The sequence below is a fragment of the Streptomyces sp. NPDC054887 genome (assembly GCF_053610585.1).
Map to the genome: position 1 here is coordinate 56,372 of NZ_JBSGYQ010000007.1, position 17,548 is coordinate 73,919.

A 17,548-nucleotide genomic window follows, 5' to 3' on the forward strand; every position below is an offset into this window, starting at 1 on the left:
CGCGGACCGGTAGCCGAAGAACCTTTCAATACTAACCAATTCGGGCATATGGGACTTGCAACGGCCGGTCGAGAGCGGGTAGGCCTAGTAGGGACACAACCAACACGACCGGCTTTGGAGGCGCCGCACATCGCACGCAGACGTATCGGCATCGGCAGCCATATGCCGAGAACGATGGAGGAGACCATGTCACCCCGGCTCGACGAAGCGCGTACGCGCACCGTGCAGCAGACCGCGCCGTCGGCACACCTGCCCGCCCAGCCCGAGCACATCGACCCGGTCGAGCAGACCGGGCACACCGAGCAGACCGAGTCCGCGCTCGGCGGCCTCGAAGGACTGCCCGAGATCCCGCCGTACGACGAGGTGGCGCCGCTGGACGCCAGAGCGCTGTCGAAGACGCTCTTCGGACGCCTCGAAACCCTCGAAGAGGGCACGCACGAGTACGCGTACGTACGCAACACGCTCGTCGAACTGAACCTGGCACTCGTCAAGTTCGCCGCCTCCCGGTTCCGCTCCCGCAGCGAACCGATGGAGGACATCATCCAGGTCGGCACCATCGGCCTGATCAAGGCGATCGACCGCTTCGAGCTCAGCAGGGGCGTCGAGTTCCCCACCTTCGCGATGCCGACGATCGTCGGCGAGATCAAGCGCTTCTTCCGTGACACGTCCTGGTCGGTCCGCGTTCCGCGCCGGCTCCAGGAGTTGCGCCTGGACCTCGCGAAGGCCGGTGACGAGCTCGCCCAGCAGCTCGACCGCGCCCCGACGGTGGGCGAACTCGCCCAGCGCCTCGACCTCACCAACGAGGAGGTCGTCGAGGGCATGGCCGCGAGCAACGCGTACACCGCGAGCTCGCTGGACGCCCAGCCCGAGGACGACGACTCCGAGGGCGCGCTGGCCGACCGGATCGGTTACGAGGACCACGGCCTCGAAGGCATCGAGTACATCGAGTCGCTGAAGCCGCTGATCGCCGAACTCCCCGCGCGGGACCGGCAGATCCTCTCCCTGCGCTTCGTCGCCAACATGACGCAGTCGGAGATCGGCGACGAACTCGGCATCTCGCAGATGCACGTGTCGCGCCTGCTGTCGCGCACGCTGGGCAAGCTGCGCAAGGGCCTGACCGTGGAGGAGTGACATCTCCTCACCGGCGGTGAGAAGTGTGAGCGAGGGTCTGCCCCAGGCGCTATCCGGGGCAGGCCCTCCTCCACGTGGTGTCGCCTACCCGGCGTGCCCCGTCGTACGCACGCCCTGTCGCCAGACCTCGGAGACGAGCGGCACACCCGGGCGGTAGGCCAGGTGGACGTGGGAGGGGGCGTCCAGCAGCACCAGGTCGGCGCGGGCGCCGGGGACCAGACGGCCGATGTCGGTTCGGCGCAGGGCCGCCGCGCCGCCCGCCGTGGCCGACCAGACCGCCTCGTCCGGGGTCATTCCCATGTCGCGTACGGCGAGTGCCACGCAGAACGGCATCGAGCTGGTGAAGGACGAGCCCGGGTTGCAGTCCGTGGACAGCGCCACCGTCGCGCCCGCGTCGATGAGCCTGCGGGCGTCCGGCCACCGGGCGCGGGTCGAGAACTCCGCGCCGGGCAGGAGCGTGGCGACGGTGCGGCTGTTCGCGAGGGCGTCCACGTCGGCGTCGGTGAGGTGCGTGCAGTGGTCGGCGCTGGCCGCGTCGAGTTCGGCGGCGAGCTGCACACCGGGGCCGTGGCCGAGCTGGTTGGCGTGGATGCGGGGGTGCAGGCCCTTCGCCCGGCCCGCCGTGAGGATGGCGCGGGCCTGGTCGCCGTCGAAGGCGCCCTTCTCGCAGAAGACGTCGATCCAGCGGGCGTGCGGCGCGCACGCGTCGAGCATCTCGCCGGTGACGAGGGCGACGTACCCGGCCGGGTCGTCGGCGTAGTCCGGCGACACGATGTGGGCTCCGAGGTAGGTGACCTCCTCGGTGTGGCGCGCGGCGATGCGCAGGGCGCGGGCCTCGTCGTGGGTCGTCAGGCCGTAGCCCGACTTGGTCTCGAACGTCGTCGTGCCCTGGCGCAGGGCCTCGCCCAGGTACCGGGTGAGGTTCGCTTCGAGCGCCTCGTCGGTCGCGGCGCGGGTGGCGGCGACGGTGGTGCGGATGCCGCCGGCGGTGTAGGCGCGGCCCGACATGCGGGCGTTGAACTCCTGGGTGCGGTCGCCGGCGAAGACGAGGTGGGAGTGCGAGTCGACGAAGCCGGGGATCGCCGCCCGGCCCCCCGCGTCGTACGCGGTGTCGGCGGCGGGGGCGTCGGCCGCCCGGCCGGTCCAGGCGACGCGGTCGCCGTCCAGCAGGACGGCCGCGTTCTCGATCAGGCCGAGGGGGCTCGCGCCCGTGTCACCGGCCCGCGCGGGGTCGTTGGTGACGAGGCTGCCGATGTTGGTGACGAGGGTGGTGCTGCTCACTGGGTCCTCTCCCGGTTGCGTACGTTGCGCGGGGTGCGGGGCGGATGGCCGCCGCGCCGGGCCTTCCCCGGCCCGCCCCGGACCGCGGACGCGGGGGCGGGGCGGGAGGGGAGAGGCCCGCCGCGGGTGGTGCTGGGTTACCAGTGGACGGCCGCGATCGCCTCCGCCATGGCCCGGGGCACGTCCGGGACCAGCGTGTGCGTACCGTCGCGGACGATGTGGCGGCCCGCGACGACGGTGTGGCGCACGTCGCACGCGGACGCCGCGAACACCGCCGTCTCCGCGCCCAGCCGCGGCGGCGGCCCCGCCGTCCTGACCGAGTCCAGGGCGATGGTCGTGAAGTCGGCCGGGGCCCCCTCGGCGAGGGTGCCCGCGTCGTGCCAGCCCAGCGCCCGGTGGCCGTCGGCCGACGCGGCGCGCAGCAGGGCCGCGGCCGTCCAGTGGCCGCGCGTGCGGGAGCGCAGGCGCTCGTTCAGTTCCATCGCCCGCGCCTCCTCCAGCAGGTCGATCACCGCGTGGCTGTCGCTGCCCAGCGAGAGCGGGGAGCCGGCCGCCTGGAGGCGGGCGGCCGGGCCGATGCCGTCCGCCAGGTCGCGTTCCGTCGTGGGGCACATGCAGGTGCCGGTCGACGTGCCGCCGAGCAGGGCGATGTCCTCGTCGGTGAGGTGGGTGTTGTGGACGCCCGTGGTGCGGGGCCCGAGGACGCCGTGGTCGGCCAGCAGGCGCGTCGGCGTGCGGCCGTGCGCCGCCAGGCACGCCTCGTTCTCGGCCGGCTGTTCCGACAGGTGCACGTGCAGCGGCGCCGTCCGGGCCTCGGCCCAGGCCGCCACCGTCGCCAGCTGGTCCGCCGGCACGGCCCGTACCGAGTGGACGGCCGCCCCGATGCGGGCGTGCTCGCGGCCCTTGAGCAGCGACGCCCGTTCCGCCCACGCTTCGGCGGTGCCGTCGGAGAACCGCTGCTGGGTGGTGTCGGGCGGCGTGCCGAAGCCCGAGGCGAGGTACGCCGTGTCCAGCAGCGTGATGCGGATCCCGGCCTCGGCGGCGGCCGCGATCAGGGCCTCCCCCATGGCGTTGGGGTCGGCGTAGGGGACGCCGCCGGGGCCGTGGTGGAGGTAGTGGAACTCGCCGACCGCGCTGACCCCGGCCAGCGCCATCTCGGCGTAGACGGCCCTGGCCAGGTCGAAGTACGTGTCGGGCGTCAGGCGGGAGGCCACGCCGTACATGACCTCCCGCCAGGTCCAGAAGGTCCCCGAGCCGACCTGCACCGTGGAGCGCAGCGCCCGGTGGAACGCGTGGGAGTGGGCGTTGGCGAGCCCGGGGAGGGTCAGGCCGCGCAGGACCACGGCCCCGGGCGGCGGCGCCGGGACGTCCTCGCGGACGGCCGTGATCCGGCCGTCCGCGACGTCCAGGGCCACGCCGGGCTCGACGGCGGTGCCGAGCCAGGCGTGCTCCAGCCAGTAGGTCACGTGCACGCGAGCCCCTCCAGTACGTCGGCGAGTGCGACGACCCCCGCGACGCAGTCGTCCTCGGCGGCGTACTCGGCCGGAGAGTGCGAGACACCCGTGGGGTTCCGTACGAACAGCATGGCGGTCGGCACCGAGGCGGACAGGATGCCCGCGTCGTGTCCCGCGCCCGTGCCGAGGACGGGGAGGTCGCCGTGCGTCTCGCGCAGGAGCTTCGCCAGCTCGTCGCGCAGCGCGTGCTCGAACTCGACCACGGGGGTGAACGACTCGCGCGTGACGCGCAGGTCGATGCCGGAACGGGTCGCGCTCTCCTGCGCCGCCTGCTCGATCCCGGCGACGACCCGGTCGAGGGTGTCCTGGTCGGCGGCGCGCGAGTCGAGCCAGCCGCGTACCAGGGAGGGGATCGCGTTCACGCCGTTCGGCTCGACGGCGATCTTCGCGAAGGTGGCGAGGGCCCCGGCGAGCCGTGCCTCCCGGCGGGCCGCGACGACCGTCTCGGCGTACGTCAGCATCGGGTCGCGCCGGTCCTCCAGGCGGGTGGTGCCCGCGTGGTTGGCCTCGCCGTGGAAGTCGAAGCGCCAGCGGCCGTGCGGCCAGATGGCGGAGGCGATGCCGACGGGGTCTCCGGAGACGTCGAGGGCGCGGCCCTGTTCCACGTGCAGTTCGACGAAGGCGCCGATACGGGCGAGGCGTTCGGGGTCGGGGCCGATGGCGGACGGGTCGTACCCCGCCGCCTCCATGGCCTCCAGAAGGCTGACGCCGTCCCCGTCCCGCAGCTCGTGGGCCTTGGCGGCCGTGAGCTGCCCGGCCGCCAGCCGGGAGCCCACGCAGGCCAGGCCGAAGCGCGCGCCCTCCTCGTCACCGAAGTTGGTGACGGCCAGCGGCTTGGCGAACTCCACTCCCCTGCGGCGGAGTTCGTCGAGCGCGGCGAAGGAGGACACGACGCCGAGCGGGCCGTCGAACGCGCCGCCGTCCGGGACGGAGTCGAGGTGCGAGCCGGTGACGACCGCGTCCCCGGCCAGCGGGTCGCCCAGCCAGGCCCACTGGTTGCCGTTGCGGTCCACCTCGTACGTCAGGCCCCGGGACTCGGCCTGCGCCCTGAACCAGGCGCGGCAGTCCCGGTCGGCCTCCGTCCAGGCGTAGCGGCGGTAGCCGCCGGAGCCGGCGTCGCGCCCGATCGGCAGCAGGTCGGCCCACATCTCGTGGAACGACGTGGACGTGTGCGGGGGCCCTGCGGCGGGCGCTGCGGAGGTCATTCGCCCTCCCGCATGGGGACGCGTACGCCCTGCTCGTCCGCGGTCTTCCCGGCGATGTCGTAGCCGGCGTCGACGTGGCGGATGACGCCCATGCCGGGGTCGTTCGTCAGCACGCGGCGGATCTTCTCGCCCGCGAGCTTCGTGCCGTCGGCGACCGAGACCTGGCCGGCGTGGATGGAGCGGCCCATGCCGACGCCTCCGCCGTGGTGGATGGAGACCCAGGACGCGCCCGAGGCGACGTTGACCATGGCGTTGAGCAGCGGCCAGTCGGCGATCGCGTCCGAGCCGTCGAGCATGGCCTCGGTCTCGCGGTACGGCGAGGCGACGGAGCCGCAGTCGAGGTGGTCGCGGCCGATGGCGAGCGGGGCGGCGAGGGTGCCGTCCGCGACCATGTTGTTGAAGAGCTCGCCCGCCTTGTCGCGCTCGCCCTGGCCCAGCCAGCAGATGCGGGCGGGCAGGCCCTGGAAGTGGACGCGCTCGCCGGCCATCTTGATCCAGCGGTGCAGCGACTCGTTCTCCGGGAAGAGCTTCAGCAGTTCGCGGTCCGTCTTGTGGATGTCCGACGCCTCGCCGGACAGCGCCGCCCAGCGGAACGGGCCCTTGCCCTCGCAGAACAGCGGACGGATGTACGCGGGCACGAAGCCGGGGAAGTCGAAGGCGCGCGCGTAGCCGGCCAGCCGGGCCTCGCCGCGGATGGAGTTGCCGTAGTCGAAGACCTCGGCGCCGGCGTCCATGAAGCCGACCATCGCCTCGACGTGCCGGGCCATGGACTCGCGGGCGCGCAGGGTGAAGTCGGCCGGCTTCTCGGCTGCGTAGGAGGCCATGTCGTCGAAGTCGACGCCGACGGGGAGGTACGAGAGCGGGTCGTGGGCGCTGGTCTGGTCGGTGACGATGTCGATGGGCGCGCCTTCGGCGAGCATGCGCGGCAGCAGCTCGGCCGCGTTGCCGAGGAGGCCGATGGACAGCGGCCTGCGGGCGTCGCGGGCCTCGACGGCGAGCTGGAGGGCGTGCTCCACGCTGTTCGCCCTGACGTCGAGGTAGCGGTGCTCGATGCGGCGCTCGATGGCGCGCGGGTCCACGTCGATGCAGATCGCGACGCCGTCGTTCATGGTCACGGCCAGCGGCTGGGCGCCGCCCATGCCGCCGAGGCCGGCGGTGAGGGTGATGGTTCCGGCCAGCGTGCCGTCGAACCTCTTCGCCGCGACGGCGGCGAAGGTCTCGTACGTGCCCTGGAGGATGCCCTGGGTGCCGATGTAGATCCACGACCCGGCGGTCATCTGGCCGTACATGGTCAGGCCCAGTGCCTCCAGGCGGCGGAACTCCTCCCAGTTCGCCCAGTCGCCGACCAGGTTGGAGTTGGCGATGAGCACGCGAGGCGCCCACTCGTGGGTCTGCATGACGCCGACCGGGCGGCCGGACTGGACGAGCATCGTCTCGTCCTGCTTGAGGGTCTTCAGGGTGCGCACCATGGCGTCGAACGAGCGCCAGTCCCGCGCGGCCTTGCCCGTGCCGCCGTAGACGACGAGCTTGTCGGGATGCTCGGCGACCTCCGGGTCGAGGTTGTTCTGGAGCATGCGCAGGGCGGCCTCCTGCTGCCATCCCAGGGCGCTCAGCTCCGTACCGCGCGGTGCCCGTACGGGGCGGGGTCCTGACATGGTGTGCCTCCTCGCGAGTGACTGCATTGTCGTCTATTCACATCCTGACCAGATGAATAGAACTAGTCAATACGTACGCGCGCCTGCGCGGCGCCCGAGGGGGTGGTTGGCTGGAACACATGCCTTCGGACACGAGCCCGGACACGCTCCCCGGCACCAGTGGTCCCGAGCGCCGCGAGCAGGCCGTACGGGCCGCGGTGGAGCAGGGCGTCGTCGGCCCCGGCGTGCCGATCGCCGGCCTCCTGGACACCGCCGGCATCCGCGCCTCGGCCGCCGCCCTGCGCGCCGCGTTCGAGGAGGTCACGCCGCCCGGGACCCCGGTCCTGCACGCGTTCGCCGTCAAGGCGACGCCGCTGGTCCCGGTCCTGCGGCTGCTGCACGAGCACGCGGACATCGGGGCCGAGGTGGCGAGCGGCGGGGAACTTGCACTGGCCCGCGCCGCCGGCGTGCCGCCGTCCCGCACCGTCCTCGACTCCCCGGCGAAGACCGCCGCCGAACTGCGCGAAGCCCTCGCGCTGGGCATCGCGGTCAACGCCGACAACCCGCAGGAACTCGCGCGCCTCGACGCCCTGGTGCGGTCGGCGGCCACCGCCTCCCCCATCGGCCTGCGCGTCAACCCGCAGACCGGCGCCGGCGCCATCGGCGCGCTCTCCACCGCCACCGCCACGTCCAAGTTCGGCGTGGCGCTGCGGGACCCCGGCGCCCGCGCCTGGGTGGTGCGCGCCTACCTGGACCGGCCGTGGCTGACCCGGCTGCACGTCCACTCCGGCTCGCAGGGCCTGCCGCTCGAGCTGATGGCCCGGGGCGTGGCGGCGGCGTACGAGCTGGCCGAGGAGATCAACGCGGCGGCCGGCCGGCGGCAGGTCGACACGGTCGACATCGGCGGCGGTCTGCCGGTCGACTTCTCCTCCGACGCGCCGGCGCCCACGTACGGCGACTACGCCCGCCTCCTCAAGCGGCACGTCCCCGGCCTGCTCGACGGGCGGTACGGCCTGGTCACCGAGTTCGGCCGCTCGCTGCTGGCCAGGCACGGCACGGTGCTGGCCCGCGTCGAGTACGCGAAGACCTCCGGTGACCGGCCGATCGCCGTCACCCACGCGGGCGTCCAGATCGCGACGCGGACGGTGTACGCCCCGGAGTCCTGGCCGCTGCGGATCGCGGCGTACGACGCCGAGGGCCTGCCCAGGACGGGGCCGCCGGTCGCGCAGGACGTGGCGGGCCCGGCGTGCTTCGCGGGCGACCTGCTGGCCGAGAACCGGCTGCTGCCGCTGCTCGGCCAGGGCGACCACGTGGCCGTGCTCGACACGGGCGCGTACTACATGGCCGCGCACTACGCGTACAACAGCCTGGCCAGGGCGGGCATCCACGGCTTCACCACCGGCCCCGGCGGGGTCCGCTTCAGCGTCGTACGGCCACCGCAGACGCTCGCCGAGATCGTCGCCGAGTCGGGCGGCGCGCACGCGGACGCGCTCCTGTAGACGGACGCGCCGCGACGTGTCGGGCGCCGGTTGCCCGGCCCGGGGCTGCTTCCATGGATCCATGGCACTCAGGAGCGTGGTCGTCGAACGGCGGATCGCGGCCGGCCCGGACCGGGTCTGGCTCGCCCTGACCGACCTGGAGCGCATGCCGGAGGTGATCGGCGGGGTGGAGAAGGTGGAGATCCTCCAGCGGTCGCCGTCGGGCGCCTTCGGGGTCGGCACCCGCTGGCGGGAGACCCGCCGGATGATGGGCCGGCAGGCCACCGAGGAGATGCGCGTGACGGTGAGCGAACCTCCGGTGCGGTACGTCGTGGAGGCGGACTCCCGGGGCACGCGTTACGTGTCGGAGTTCGCGTTGCGCGCCGACGGTCCGGACGCGACGACCGTCCGGATGACGTTCTCCGCCGTCCCGCCGCCCGGAGCGGCGGGTCTGGCGGCCAGGGTGCTCGGCGGTCTCGGCGCCCGAGCGGTGGGCAGGGCGATCTCCAAGGACCTCGCCGACGTGGCGGCAGCCGTGGAGGGGGCGCGCGGCTGAGCGCTGCGGCGCATCGGCGGTTCCGTACGCCGACGCCACCCTTTCCGATCGAATTCGATCGCTGGGCGGTCAATAAAGCAACGACAAGGGCACTAAACAGAAGACAGCTGGCATGTGCACGTGGGAAATGCCGGAACCACCTGCCCTCGCTGCTCTCTTTCCGTAGCCTCCTCGTCACTGCCGCGAACGTGAGTCCGGCAGTCCGCATCCATGTGCCACGCCGGGAGGGGGGTTCCGCATGCCCGGAATCGACGAATGTCTGCTCGCGGCGATGGTCCTGCCCGGCGCCCTGGGGGCCTCGCTGGTCGACTGGACGAGCGGGCTCGCGCTGGGCACGGTCGGGGACTCGCCCAACGACGACCACGAGACCACCGCCGCCGAGACCGCGGAGCTGGCCAGGATGGCCGCCGAGCAGCGCGCGTTCTCCCCCGGGGGACTGCCGGTCGAGGACGTCATCATCACCTCGCCGAGCGGCTACCACCTGCTGCGTTTCGTCGAGACCTCGTTCGACAGCAGTGTCTTCCTGCACCTGTGGCTCGACCGCGAGGACGGCAACCTCGCCCTGGCCCGGTTACGTCTGCGCACCCTGGCCGAGGAACTGGTCCTCGGATGAACGCCACCGTGTCCCCGATGCTCGTCCGGCTGGCCGCCGAGCGCGCGACCGGCGCCCTGCTGCGCGACCACGGGACCCTCTACCTCGTCGACGGCCAGGTGGTGCACGCCGAGAGCCCCGCCGCACCGGGCATCGACGTACTGCTGACCTCCACCGGGCGGCTGCCCGCCGAGGAGTGGCAGGAGGCCGTCGACCGCGCGGGCACCCGGGGGCGGGTCGGGCGCTTCCTCGTCGACAGCGGCCGGCTGGCCGACGGCGAGCTGGAACTGTGCCACCTGAGCGCGCTGTTCGACGCCGCCTTCTTCGCGCTCGCCCCGGGCAGCGGCCCGACCCGCTTCCGGTACGGGGCCGCCCACTGGCTGGGCCGCATCCGGCCCGTCTCCGCCGCGGTGGTCGAGCGGGAGTCGCTGCGGCGCAGACGGCTGCTGGACGAGCTCTGGCCGTACCCGGACACCGACACCGCCCCCGTCGTACGCCGCAGTACGCCGGCGGGGCAGCCCGTCACCCGGCGCCAGCGCGCCGTGCTCGACCTGGCGGACGGCGCGCGGACGCCGGGCGACATCGCCCGGGCCCTGGGGCGGCCGGCCTTCCACACACTCATCGACGTACGGCGGCTCGCCGCGGCCGGGACGGTCGCCACGCCCCGTGACGCTCCGGCGCCCCCGCCCCCCGTGCCCGCCTGGGTCGCGGGGGTCGCGGACGACCCGGACACCGCCCTGCTGCGCCGGCTCCGCGACGCCCTGGAGGCAAGCCTGTGAAGTTTCGGACCGTCGGCGCGGCCCTCCCCACCCCCTCATGAGGCGCGCCCTGAGACAACGCGCAGAAAGGAGAAGGCTGATGGCGACAGAACCCGAAGTTCTCGACGAACTGAGGCGGTTGAAGGCCAGGATCCCCCAGTTGTCGGGCGCGCTCGCCGCGAGCGTCGACGGCCTCGTACTGGCCCAGGACACCACGACCGTGGAGCCCGAGGGGATCGCGGCGCTCACCGCCGCGGCGCTCGGCGTCGCCGTTCGGCTGACGGACGCGACCGGCCAGGGCGTCTTCCGCGAACTGCTCGTGCGCGGCGACGACGGTTACGTGGCCACCTACGCGGCGGGCACGTCCGCCGTGCTCACGCTCCTCGCGGAACCGCGCGTCAACGTGGGCCGGCTCCACCTGGAGGCCCGCCGGGCCAGTGTCCGCATCGGCGCCCTGGTCGACCACGCCAGGGAGAACGCGTGACCACAGCCAAACGCACCACAGCAGTCACCTCCACCATCCGACGAAAAGGAAGTGCGATACCCATGTCCAACACCGAAACCGTGCTCAAGGAAGCGATGACCGGCATCGAGGGAACCCTCGGTGTCGCCCTGGTCGACTACACCAGCGGCATGGCCCTCGGCACCCTCGGCGGCGGCAAGGACCTCGACCTGACCGTGGCCGCCGCGGGCAACACCGATGTGGTGCGCGCCAAGGTGCGCACCATGGAGCATCTGGGCCTCAAGGACGAGATCGAGGACATCCTCATCACCCTCGGCGGCCAGTACCACATGATCCGGCTCCTCAAGGGGCGCAGCTCCAACGGCCTGTTCCTCTACCTGGCGCTGGACAAGGCGCGGGCCAACCTCGCGATGGCCCGCCACCAGCTCAGGAAGATCGAGGCCGAACTCGACGTGTGACGGCCGGGACGGCCGCCGGGCGACGCCGCGCGCCGCCCGGCGCGGCGTCGCCCGCCGCGATCCCGGTGGTGCGGTACGCCGTCACCCGCCGCCCCGCGGGCCCGCCGCCGAGCCGGTCCGTGCACACCCACAGCAGGGTTTCGTCCCGGCGCTCGCGGGCGCCGATCCACACCGCCTTCAGCCACAGCCCCGCGCCGGCGCCCGCCAACAGCAGCCCGCCGGCGCCCGGCAGCGCGAAGGCGCTCGCCACGGCGGCGAGGAAGACGGCCGCCAGCCACCAGCGGCGGTCGCGGCGCCGGGCCCGTACCGTCACGGAACGGGCCTGGAGGAAGTCGCGGCGGCCGGCGCGGCTCGCGGACGCGGCGAGCGCGGCGTACCGGCCCCTGCGGGCGAGCGCGGTCGCGGCGGCCGCGACGACGAAGAGCGCGGCTCCGGCCAGCAGGCCGGCCCGGCGCCCGGTGAGGCCGGGTACGAGTGCTCCGATCCCGGCGGCGAGCAGCCCGAGCCACCACAGCGGGGCCGCCCCGGCCCGTACGACCACCGCCACCCGCGCCAATGCCTGCGCCTGTTCTCCGCGCGCCACGACCGCCCCTTCCTGCCGGCTTCGACTGTTTCCAGTCGGGGAGGGTAACGCCGGATTCTGAGCGCCGCGTGAAAAACCGCCGAGAAAGGCCGGGCGCGCCCGGCCCGTCGGCGGCTAGTCCACGAACAGACCCCGCGCCGCCGCCTTCGTGTCGAACTCCTCCAGCCGCGCCTGCGCGTCCGGCAGGCCGTCGCACATCGCCTCCAGCAGCACCCGCCCCAGCAGCATCGGCGCGCACGCCGTGTCGAACGCCAGGCCCGTGCCGACCGCCGCCGGGATGAGCAGGTCGCTGTGCCCGGCCACCGGCGCGAAGGCGGAGTCGGCGACCGTCACCACGGTCAGGCCCTGCTCGCGCGCGTACGCCAGCGCGTCCACGACCTCGCGCGGGTGGCGCGGCAGCGCGAAGCACAGCAGCGCGGTGGCGCCCGCCCGGCGGGCCGCGTCGATGCGGTCGGCGAGCATCGACCCGCTCTCGTCCAGGAGGCGTACGTCGGGGTGCACCTTCGCAGCGAAGTACGCGAACCCCCGGGCCTGCGAGGACGCGGCGCGCAGTCCGAGCACGGGCAGCGGGCTGGAGCGGGCCAGCACCCGGCCGGCCTCCTCGACGGGGCGGGGGTCGGCGAGCAGCTCGGAGAGGTGCCGGAGGTTCTCGATCTCGGCCTGGACGGCCTGCTGGTACTCGTTGTACGCGTCCTCGCCCGGCGAGGGCTCGGTGGGCGCGACCTCCCGCAGGTGCTTGCGCAGGGCCGGGTAGCCGTCGAAGCCGAGGGCCACGGCGAAGCGCGTGACGGAGGGCTGGCTGACGCCGGCCAGCTCGGCCAGTTCGACGCTCGACAGGAACGGCACGTCGGCGGCCTTGCGCACCATGCAGTGGGCGATGCGCCGCTGGGTCGGCGTGAGCCGGTGCCCGTCGAAGAGCTGCTGCAGTCGCGCGGCAGCGCTGTCGCTCATGCCGTCCCCCTCGGAGTTCCGCACATCGTCGGTGCGTCGGTCGTTCATGCGAGTGTTCTACCGCTGAGCACGGGCACTTATTCAGACACCCAGAACTCTGCATGACCATATACAGCCGGGGCAAGGGACGGCCGGTCCTGGCTTCGACCGGCCGGGGCCCTGCGGCGGGAAGAACCGGGGCCCCCGGCGGCGGGAAAAGGGGGGTTAGCCCCACTGTCCGCGGCTCCCGCACTCCGTAACGTCTCGCACCATGGAAGCCCGCGATTTGAAGAAGGACCTCGACGCGACCCTGCACGCGCGCAGGGAGCTGGGGGACGACTACGAGTCCGCGCTCGTCGAGTCGTTCCTGGAGAAGGTCGAGCAGCGTCTGGACGGCACGGTCGACCGCCGCGTCAGGCGTCAGCTCGCCGAGCAGCAGATGTCGGTGGCCAGAGGCGGCGGCAGGCCGGCACGGAGCGAGGGGGGCTTCGGCGAGCGGTTCGGCTTCGCCGCGGTCTCGCTGGTCCTCGCCGTCCCGCTGTCGGCGATCGGCGTGGCCAACGCGGATCTGCCGGGCCTGATCGTGGCCTGGTTCGGCATCGTCGGCGTCAACGCCGTCCATGCCGCGCGCGGCTCCGCCTGGCTGGGCAGAAGGCGCGAGAAGTCCGACTGGACGGAGTGAGCCGGAGGGGAAGTGTCGCGGGGACCGCCGCACCCCCGGTTGCCCGAGGGGCGGGACGACGGCGGTCCCCGCGAGGGGCGCGGGCCGGGATCAGGGCCGGCTTCGCGTCCAGGCGTCCATGGAGGTCCGGGAGCCGCTCCGTAGTCCGTGACGCCGACAACCACCAAGGTGCCCCAGGCGTGTTAAGCCGGTGCTGCGTGAACGTGTCGGCCTCGTACCACTTGCGCGAATCCGCGGCTTCCGGCTCCGGCGCGCCCCGCGCCGGAGCCCGCCCCGGCTAGCTCTGCGGCTTCGCCAGGAACGCCAGCAGGTCCTGCCTGCTCACCACGCCCGTCGGCTTGCCCTCCACCAGGACGATCGCCGCGTCGTGCTGCCCCTTGCCGCCGAGTACGGCCATCAGGTCCTCCACCGGCTCGCCGGAGCCGACCTGCGGCAGCGGCGCGCTCATGTGCTGCTCCAGCCGGTCCCCGAGCTGCGCGCGCTGCGCGAACAGGGCGTTCAGCAGCTCCCGTTCGACGACCGAGCCGATGACCTCGGCGGCCATGACGTCGGGGTGCCCGGCGCCCGGCTTGACGATCGGCATCTGCGAGACGCCGTACTCCCGCAGGACGTCGATGGCCTGACCCACCGTCTCCTCCGGGTGCATGTGCACGAGGCTGGGCATGTCGCCCTCCTTGTACCGCAGGACGTCACCCACGCTGGCGTGCTGGCCGGACTCCTCCAGGAAGCCGTAGTCCGCCATCCACTCGTCGTTGAAGATCTTGCTGAGGTAGCCGCGGCCGCTGTCGGGCAGCAGGACCACCACCACGTCGTCGGGGCCGAGCCGCTCGGCCACGCGCAGCGCGCCGACGACCGCCATGCCGCAGGAGCCGCCGACCAGCAGGCCCTCCTCCTTGGCGAGGCGCCGGGTCATCTGGAACGAGTCCTTGTCCGACACCGCGACGATCTCGTCCGTCACCGTGGCGTCGTACGCCGACGGCCAGAAGTCCTCACCGACGCCCTCGACGAGGTACGGGCGCCCTGATCCGCCCGAGTACACCGAGCCCTCGGGGTCCGCGCCGATGATCTTGACCTTGCCGCCGCTGACCTCCTTCAGGTAGCGGCCGGTGCCGCTGATCGTGCCGCCGGTGCCGACGCCCGCCACGAAGTGCGTGATCTTCCCCTCCGTCTGCGTCCACAGCTCGGGACCCGTCGTCTCGTAGTGCGAGCGCGGGTTGTTGGGGTTGCTGTACTGGTCCGGCTTCCAGGCGCCCGGCGTCTCGCTGACCAGGCGGTCGGAGACGTTGTAGTACGAGTCGGGGTGCTCGGGGTCGACCGCGGTGGGGCAGACGACGACCTCGGCGCCGTACGCGCGCAGCACGTTGATCTTGTCGGTCGACACCTTGTCCGGGCAGACGAAGATGCACTTGTAGCCCTTCTGCTGGGCCACGATCGCGAGGCCGACGCCGGTGTTGCCGGACGTCGGCTCGACGATCGTGCCGCCGGGCTTGAGCGCGCCGCTCTCCTCCGCCGCCTCGATCATCCGCAGGGCGATCCGGTCCTTCACGGATCCGCCGGGGTTGAAGTACTCGACCTTGGCCAGGACGGTCGCCTGGATTCCGGCCGTCACGCTCCCCAGCCTCACGAGCGGGGTGTTGCCGACGAGGGTGATCATCGAGTCGTGGAATTGCACGCTGCGCTCCGGGGTCTCCGTAGTGGTATGCGGCCCAGCGTAAACGGCTGACGACGGCCCGTTCACCTTCGGACGAGATTGAAGAGCGCCCACTACCGGGCAGTAAGCACTTGAGCGGAGGCTTCGAAGCCAGGAGGAGGTGGCTGCGACTGTGTCGAGAGCAAGGGTGGCACGGCGGATCGCCGCCGGCGCGGCGTACGGAGGGGGCGGGATCGGGCTGGTCGGCGCGGCCGCGGTGGGGATCTTCCTCGCCGAGGTGCAGCTCGCCAAGCGGTCGGTCGGCGGCGGACGGGCGCCGGTCCCGCCCCTGGCGGACGGGCTGTACGGCATGCCGCTGGCCGGGTACCCCATGGACGCGCCGCTGCGGCTCGCCATGCTCGGCGACTCCACGGCGGCGGGGCAGGGGGTGCGCCGGGCCGGGCAGACGCCGGGGGCGCTCCTCGCGTCCGGCCTCGCGGCGGTCGCGGAGCGTCCGGTGGCGCTGCGGAACGTCGCGCAGCCCGGGGCGCAGTCGGACGACCTGGAGCGGCAGGTCTCGGTGGTCCTTGCGGACCGGGAGCGGCTGCCGGACGTCTGCGTGATCATGATCGGCGCGAACGACGTGACGCACCGGATGCCGCCCACGCAGTCCGTCCGCCACCTGGCCTCGGCGGTACGGCGGCTGCGCACGGCGGGGGCCGAGGTGGTCGTGGGCACCTGTCCCGACCTGGGCACGATCGAGCCGGTCTACCAGCCGCTGCGCTGGCTGGCCCGGCGCGTGTCCCGGCAGCTCGCGGCGGCGCAGACGATCGGCGCGGTGGAGCAGGGCGGGCGCACGGTGTCGCTCGGCGACCTGCTGGGGCCCGAGTTCCTGGCGAACCCTCGCGAGCTGTTCGGTCCCGACAACTACCACCCCTCGGCGGAGGGCTACGCGACGGCTGCGATGGCCGTGCTGCCGACGCTGTGCGCGGCGCTCGGGCTGTGGCCGGATTCGGACCGGCTGGACGCCTCGCGCGACGAGGACATGCTGCCGGTGGCGAAGGCCGCGGCGGAGGCGGCGTCGGCCGCCGGTACGGAGGTCACGGCCGCCCGGGCGCCGTGGGCCCTGCTCAAGCACCGGCGCCGGCGGCGCCTGCCCGCCTCGACGGAGCCGGCCCGCTCCCCCTCGGAGTCGCGCCGGGCGCTGTGAGGGCGCGCGGGAGCGCGGTGCCACAGTGGGAGGGGGTGGGTGGCCTTCACCCGCCCCCGACTGAGCGGGCGCTTAGAAAAGAGGCCCGCATCACATCGCCCGCACGATGACCCGAGCGGTACGGACGGGTAACTTCCCACTCAGTCGTGCCCAATCGCCCTTCTCGCCCTCATGGAGCCGTCGTGCCCGAAGCAGTGATCGTTTCCACCGCCCGCTCGCCCATCGGACGCGCCTTCAAGGGCTCGCTGAAGGACCTGCGGCCCGACGACCTGACCGCCACCATCATTCAGGCCGCGCTCGCCAAGGTGCCCGAGCTCGACCCCCGCGACATCGACGACCTCATGCTCGGCTGCGGCCTCCCCGGCGGCGAGCAGGGCCACAACCTGGGCCGCATCGTCGCCGTGCAGATGGGCATGGACCACCTCCCGGGCTGCACGGTCACCCGGTACTGCTCCTCCTCGCTCCAGACCTCCCGCATGGCGCTGCACGCCATCAAGGCCGGCGAGGGCGACGTCTTCATCTCCGCCGGTGTCGAGATGGTCTCCCGCTCCGTCAAGGGCAACTCCGACAGCCTGCCGGACACCCACAACCCCCTCTTCGCCGACGCGGAGGCCCGTACCGCCGCCGTCGCGCAGACCGAGGGCGCGGACTGGCACGACCCGCGCGAGGACGGCCTGGTCCCGGACGCGTACATCGCCATGGGCCAGACCGCCGAGAACCTCGCCCGCCTCAAGGGCATCTCCCGCGCCGAGATGGACGAGTTCGGCGTACGGTCGCAGAACCTCGCCGAGCAGGCCATCAAGAACGGCTTCTGGGAGCGCGAGATCACCCCGGTCACGACCCCCGACGGGACGGTCGTCTCGCAGGACGACGGCCCCCGCGCCGGCGTCACCCTTGAGGGCGTCCAGGGCCTCAAGCCCGTCTTCCGCCCCGACGGCCGGGTCACCGCCGCCAACTGCTGCCCGCTGAACGACGGCGCCGCGGCCCTCGTCATCATGAGCGACACCAAGGCGCGGGAGCTGGGCCTGACCCCGCTGGCGCGCATCGTCTCGACCGGCGTCTCCGGGCTCTCGCCCGAGATCATGGGCTACGGCCCGGTCGAGGCCAGCCGCCAGGCGCTCAAGCGCGCCGGGCTGAGCATCGGCGACATCGACCTCGCCGAGATCAACGAGGCGTTCGCCGCCCAGGTGATCCCGTCGTACCAGGACCTGGGCCTCGACCTGGACAAGCTGAACGTCAACGGTGGCGCCATCGCCGTCGGCCACCCCTTCGGCATGACTGGCGCCCGCATCACCGGCACGCTGATCAACAGCCTCCAGTTCCACGACAAGCAGTTCGGCCTGGAGACGATGTGCGTCGGCGGCGGCCAGGGCATGGCCATGGTGATCGAGCGCCTCAGCTGACCCTCTGTGCGGCTCCGGCCGCACCCGGTTCGTGACCCAA

17 protein-coding genes are annotated in these 17,548 nt (G+C 73.1%); 10 read left to right on the forward strand and 7 right to left on the reverse strand.

What is annotated here, in order from left to right; all coding sequences use genetic code 11:
- The first annotated feature begins 174 nt into the window (after positions 1 to 174).
- Positions 175 to 1,131, forward strand: a complete 957-nt coding sequence (locus ACWGH0_RS05940; RefSeq protein WP_453402912.1) for an RNA polymerase sigma factor SigF — start codon at positions 175 to 177, stop codon at positions 1,129 to 1,131.
- Positions 1,132 to 1,215: 84 nt separating this feature from the next.
- Here ACWGH0_RS05940 and hutI read toward each other — a convergent pair whose 3' ends face one another.
- The 4 genes from hutI to hutU form a co-directional block, all read right to left on the reverse strand.
- The gene (gene hutI, locus ACWGH0_RS05945; RefSeq protein WP_453402913.1) at positions 1,216 to 2,412 is read right to left on the reverse strand and encodes an imidazolonepropionase; all 1,197 of its coding nucleotides are present in this window, start codon (positions 2,410 to 2,412) and stop codon (positions 1,216 to 1,218) included.
- Positions 2,413 to 2,549: 137 nt separating this feature from the next.
- Positions 2,550 to 3,884 carry a formimidoylglutamate deiminase gene (locus ACWGH0_RS05950; RefSeq protein WP_453402914.1) on the reverse strand — a complete coding sequence of 445 codons (1,335 nt, stop codon included), beginning with the start codon at positions 3,882 to 3,884 and terminating at the stop codon, positions 2,550 to 2,552.
- Positions 3,875 to 5,131, reverse strand: coding sequence for an allantoate amidohydrolase (locus ACWGH0_RS05955; protein ID WP_453402915.1), 1,257 nt, complete (start codon positions 5,129 to 5,131; stop codon positions 3,875 to 3,877). The genes ACWGH0_RS05950 and ACWGH0_RS05955 overlap by 10 nt, the downstream gene beginning before the upstream one ends.
- Entirely contained in the window at positions 5,128 to 6,786 is a 1,659-nt protein-coding gene (gene hutU / locus ACWGH0_RS05960) for a urocanate hydratase (protein ID WP_453402916.1), read from the reverse strand. Before hutU ends, ACWGH0_RS05955 begins: the two co-directional genes overlap by 4 nt.
- A 119-nt stretch (positions 6,787 to 6,905) precedes the next feature.
- Here hutU and ACWGH0_RS05965 point away from each other — a divergent pair, with 119 nt between their 5' ends.
- From ACWGH0_RS05965 to ACWGH0_RS05990, 6 genes are all read left to right on the forward strand, one after another.
- On the forward strand, positions 6,906 to 8,264 hold the full coding sequence (locus tag ACWGH0_RS05965; RefSeq protein ID WP_453402917.1) for a diaminopimelate decarboxylase: 1,359 nt from the start codon (positions 6,906 to 6,908) through the stop codon (positions 8,262 to 8,264).
- Between the two features lie 61 nt (positions 8,265 to 8,325).
- Positions 8,326 to 8,799, forward strand: a complete 474-nt coding sequence (locus tag ACWGH0_RS05970; protein ID WP_453402918.1) for an SRPBCC family protein — start codon at positions 8,326 to 8,328, stop codon at positions 8,797 to 8,799.
- A 238-nt stretch (positions 8,800 to 9,037) separates the two neighbouring features.
- Positions 9,038 to 9,412, forward strand: coding sequence for a hypothetical protein (locus tag ACWGH0_RS05975; protein WP_453402919.1), 375 nt, complete (start codon positions 9,038 to 9,040; stop codon positions 9,410 to 9,412).
- Complete coding sequence (locus tag ACWGH0_RS05980; protein WP_453402920.1) at positions 9,409 to 10,170, forward strand: transcriptional regulator; 762 nt, start codon at positions 9,409 to 9,411, stop codon at positions 10,168 to 10,170. Before ACWGH0_RS05975 ends, ACWGH0_RS05980 begins: the two co-directional genes overlap by 4 nt.
- A 37-nt stretch (positions 10,171 to 10,207) precedes the next feature.
- A complete protein-coding gene (locus ACWGH0_RS05985; RefSeq protein WP_453402921.1) occupies positions 10,208 to 10,633 on the forward strand; it encodes a roadblock/LC7 domain-containing protein in 426 nt (141 codons plus the stop codon).
- A 62-nt stretch (positions 10,634 to 10,695) separates the two neighbouring features.
- A complete protein-coding gene (locus tag ACWGH0_RS05990; protein WP_453402922.1) occupies positions 10,696 to 11,070 on the forward strand; it encodes a hypothetical protein in 375 nt (124 codons plus the stop codon).
- Here the strand turns inward: ACWGH0_RS05990 and ACWGH0_RS05995 are convergent.
- Together ACWGH0_RS05995 and ACWGH0_RS06000 are read right to left on the reverse strand one after the other, a co-directional pair.
- On the reverse strand, positions 11,039 to 11,653 hold the full coding sequence (locus ACWGH0_RS05995) for a hypothetical protein (RefSeq protein WP_453402923.1): 615 nt from the start codon (positions 11,651 to 11,653) through the stop codon (positions 11,039 to 11,041). The two genes, ACWGH0_RS05990 and ACWGH0_RS05995, sit on opposite strands and share 32 nt — an antisense overlap.
- A gap of 114 nt (positions 11,654 to 11,767) precedes the next feature.
- Positions 11,768 to 12,604, reverse strand: coding sequence for a MurR/RpiR family transcriptional regulator (locus ACWGH0_RS06000; protein WP_453403007.1), 837 nt, complete (start codon positions 12,602 to 12,604; stop codon positions 11,768 to 11,770).
- A 250-nt stretch (positions 12,605 to 12,854) separates the two neighbouring features.
- On the opposite strand from ACWGH0_RS06000, the gene ACWGH0_RS06005 reads away from it, so the two are divergent.
- Positions 12,855 to 13,265 carry a hypothetical protein gene (locus tag ACWGH0_RS06005; RefSeq protein WP_453402924.1) on the forward strand — a complete coding sequence of 137 codons (411 nt, stop codon included), beginning with the start codon at positions 12,855 to 12,857 and terminating at the stop codon, positions 13,263 to 13,265.
- A gap of 277 nt (positions 13,266 to 13,542) precedes the next feature.
- Here the strand turns inward: ACWGH0_RS06005 and ACWGH0_RS06010 are convergent, their stop codons facing one another.
- Positions 13,543 to 14,937 (reverse strand): cystathionine beta-synthase, encoded by a 1,395-nt coding sequence (locus ACWGH0_RS06010; RefSeq protein ID WP_453402925.1) that lies wholly within the window; start codon positions 14,935 to 14,937, stop codon positions 13,543 to 13,545.
- A 166-nt stretch (positions 14,938 to 15,103) separates the two neighbouring features.
- Between ACWGH0_RS06010 and ACWGH0_RS06015 the strand changes: the two genes are divergently transcribed.
- Both ACWGH0_RS06015 and ACWGH0_RS06020 read left to right on the forward strand, forming a co-directional pair.
- Entirely contained in the window at positions 15,104 to 16,105 is a 1,002-nt protein-coding gene (locus tag ACWGH0_RS06015; RefSeq protein ID WP_453403008.1) for an SGNH/GDSL hydrolase family protein, read from the forward strand.
- Positions 16,106 to 16,287: 182 nt separating this feature from the next.
- A complete protein-coding gene (locus ACWGH0_RS06020; protein WP_453402926.1) occupies positions 16,288 to 17,508 on the forward strand; it encodes an acetyl-CoA C-acetyltransferase in 1,221 nt (406 codons plus the stop codon).
- Positions 17,509 to 17,548 lie beyond the last annotated feature (40 nt).